At 58.1% G+C, this 3,209-nt stretch carries 3 protein-coding genes; 2 read left to right on the forward strand and 1 reads right to left on the reverse strand.

The window, feature by feature from the left end:
• Positions 1–938, forward strand: a 938-nt coding sequence (locus L0H65_RS17030) for a tripartite tricarboxylate transporter permease (protein ID WP_301460419.1), incomplete at its 5' end; no start/stop codon positions are given.
• 11 nt (positions 939–949) lie between these two features.
• Positions 950–2,041: a 4-oxalomesaconate tautomerase gene (locus L0H65_RS17035; protein WP_301460420.1), complete on the forward strand. Its 1,092-nt coding sequence runs from the start codon at positions 950–952 to the stop codon at positions 2,039–2,041.
• 33 nt (positions 2,042–2,074) lie between these two features.
• On the opposite strand, the gene L0H65_RS17040 is transcribed toward L0H65_RS17035, so the two are convergent.
• Positions 2,075–3,148 carry an AbrB family transcriptional regulator gene (locus L0H65_RS17040; RefSeq protein ID WP_301460421.1) on the reverse strand — a complete coding sequence of 358 codons (1,074 nt, stop codon included), beginning with the start codon at positions 3,146–3,148 and terminating at the stop codon, positions 2,075–2,077.
• Positions 3,149–3,209 lie beyond the last annotated feature (61 nt).

Consider the following 3,209-nt stretch of genomic DNA (forward strand, 5'->3'; position numbering starts at 1 on the left):
CGGACCTGAACATCACCTATTCGATCATCTGGTCGTTGGCCCTGGCCAATATCATGGGCGCGGGCATCTGTATGATGCTGGCGCAACCGATCTCCAACCTGACGCGTATTCCGTTTCATTACCTTGCGCCTTGCATGATCGCGCTGATCTGCTTTGCCGCGTTCCAAGCCACCCGTGATCTGGCAGATCTGGTTGCACTTCTTGGGATTGGTCTGGTCGGAATTTTGATGAAGCGGTTCGGCTGGCCACGCCCGGCCTTGCTGATCGGGTTTGTTCTGGCACCACAGGCGGAAACCTTCTTTTATCAGGCGTTGCAGTTCAACGGTTGGGGCTTCCTTCTGCGTCCCGGCGTGCTGATCATTGGTGCGATGACGCTCGTGTCGGTTTATTTCGGTTTGAAGAACCGCATTGATGATATTGGTGCTGAAGGTGCTGTGGTTGTGACCTCGCATTCCAGTCGTACTATCCAGATCGCTTTTGCCCTGGCTGCCATGGTGTTCTTTGGCTTGGCGCTTTGGGATGCTGCGGGGCAAAGCATGCTTGGCGGTGTGTTCCCGCTTGGCGTTGGGATTGTGGGTGCCGTGTTCGGTGTGATTTTGCTTGTCCATTTGTTGCGCGGCCGTTCGGACCATCCGGCCTTTTACGATTATGAAATCGTTGGCGATCATGTTGGCAACGAAGGCAATAGCTGGTTCTGGACGGGGCCTGCTTGGATCGGGGGGCTGGTGGCAGCAACCGCACTTGTCGGCTTTTACATCGCGATGATTGGCTTTTTTCTTGCGTTTCTGCGGTTGCGGGCCAAGGCGTCATGGTTGCTCACCGTGGTGATCACTGCCTCGGCTGCCGCATTTATCCTTGGGCTGGCGTATATGCTTAGCCTCAATTTTCCGTCGGGTTGGCTGCAAGAAATCTATGACCTGCCGTGGCCGATCCGCTGAAGGTGCGCAATATGACACAAACTGCAATCCCCTTTCACTTTTTCCGAGGCGGCACATCGCGCGGCCCCTATTTCAACCGGGCTGATTTACCGGAAGATCGTGATACTCTGGCCCAAGTGTTGCTGTCGGTGCTTGGCTCTGGCCATGCGTTGAACATTGACGGGCTGGGGGGCGGGGCGGCGGTGACGACCAAGGTCGCCATGCTGTCGCCCTCAGCCGACCCTGACGCCGATGTGGATTATTTCTTTGCCCAAGTGTCGGTTCTGGACCGCACCGTGGATTTCAAACCAACCTGTGGCAATATCCTTTCGGCGGTGGGCCCTGCGGCGGTTGAAATGGGGCTGGTGCCAGCCTTGGCGGATGAAACCCGAATCCGCGTGCTGTCCACCAACACCGGTGCGCGGATTGAGGCAGTGGTTCAGACCCCTGACGGGGCGGTGAGATATGACGGTGATGCTGCAATTGACGGTGTTCCCGGCACCGCGGCGCCGATCTACCTGAATTTCATGGACGTTGTCGGCTCGACCTGCGGGGCGTTGCTGCCAACGGGCAACCTGCGCGATGTGATTGACGGGGTGGAGGTCACTTGCATGGATGTCGCCATGCCGATGGTCATTGCGCGGGCTGCCGATTTTGGCCTGACGGGATTCGAGTCGGCCGAGGAGCTGGACGCGAACCGTGCCTTTTACGCGCGGATGGAGCCCATTCGTATCGAGGCGGGCAAGCGTATGGGAATGGGTGACGTTTCGGGTTCGGTCACGCCAAAGTTTGGCCTTTTGGCTGCGCCGCGTAATGGTGGCACTGTCACAGCGCGGTATTTCATGCCCAAGAACTGCCACCCCACAATGGCTGTAACAGGGTCGCAATGCCTTGCCTCTTGTGTACTTACCCCCGGAACCGTGGCGACAGGTCTGTTTGAACCACCTGCGGGCGTTCCGGCGGTTGTCGTGATTGAGCATCCTTCAGGCACGATTGACGTGACGGTGGATTATGAAAATGGCGCAGACGGCTTTGTATTGCGATCTGCGGGCCTGCTGCGCACGGCAAGATTACTGGCGCGCGGCGAGGTTTTCGTGCCCAAAGCCATTTGGCAGGGCCGCTGACCACTGCTTGGTGAAACAATGGGGCCGCTGTTGCTATTCCAGCGGCCCCTTGATTTCGGGTGGCGGTTTTTTGCCAGCCCCGAAATACCGCGCGGCAAGCGGCGCACCGGTGATCACCAAAATGATCCGCGTCAGGTGATGGGTGATGACAAACCCCAGATCAGCCCCCGCAACAATCGCCAGCACCGTCATTTCAGCCTGTCCGCCGGGGGCGTAGGCCAGGAAAGCCTCGACTTTCGGGGCGACGCCGATCAGAATGACGAGTTCGGCAAATACTGCGGTCAGAAAGGCCAGCAGGATAACAAAGGCCACACCGGAAAACACCACCTGGCGCAATTCGCGCAAGGTGACACCGACATAATAGACGCCAATCGCCATTCCGATGAAGTATTGAGCGGCAAGGATCGCCTCGGCCGGGGGGCGCATGTGAATCCACCCCATCAGTGAAAATATCGCCGCCACGATCATTGGGCCAAGGATTGATGCGCCAAACAGCCCCAGCCGTTCGCCGCCCTTCCAGCCGATCAGGGCTGCAACTGCCATCAACCCCAATTCGCGCAAAGGAATCGTAGACGCGGGCGCGCCGATCGGGTTGCTAAGAGACACGCCGTAAAGATTGACCAACAAGATCGGCACGATGGTCACGATGATAAGCACGCGCGTCGCATGCACCAGCGACAAAATGCGCACATTGCCGCCGGCCTCGGCCCCGAATATCACCATATCTTGCAAACCACCCGGCATCGCGGCGTAGAACGCCGTCACGGGGTCAAATTTACAGACGCGGGTAAAGAATGGCACGCCGATGGCGGCAATCAGCGCGATGTAGATCGGAACGAATGCCAAGGAAGCTGCCATCAGCGGCAGTTGGTGCAGCAGGGCAGGGGTGATCGACGCACCCACCGCTACGCCAAGAATTGTGCGTGCTGCAACAGAGATTTGGCCAAGCCCCTTCAGGTGCATGCCCGCAAGGGCGGCAATCAAACAAGCAGCCATTGGGCCAAACAAAAAGGGCAGGGGCAGGCCCAAAAGTGAGAAGCTGCACACGCCAAATGCCGCAATTGCAACGGTTAGAAACCGGTGGCGCAGGGCGGTGAGGCGGCGCATCGGGGTATCCCTTTTTTGCAGTTGCTGGTCATCTTGACAGAATGTGTATCCATTTGTATAC

The organism is Pseudorhodobacter sp. (assembly GCF_030452865.1).
Classification (GTDB): domain Bacteria; phylum Pseudomonadota; class Alphaproteobacteria; order Rhodobacterales; family Rhodobacteraceae; genus Pseudorhodobacter.

Bases quoted from the DNA above. Each gene is read 5' to 3' on its own strand.
- L0H65_RS17035 (WP_301460420.1), top strand. From the start codon at position 950: ATGACACAAACTGCAATCCCCTTTCACTTTTTCCGAGGCGGCACATCG.
- L0H65_RS17040 (WP_301460421.1), bottom strand. From the start codon at position 3,148: ATGCGCCGCCTCACCGCCCTGCGCCACCGGTTTCTAACCGTTGCAATT.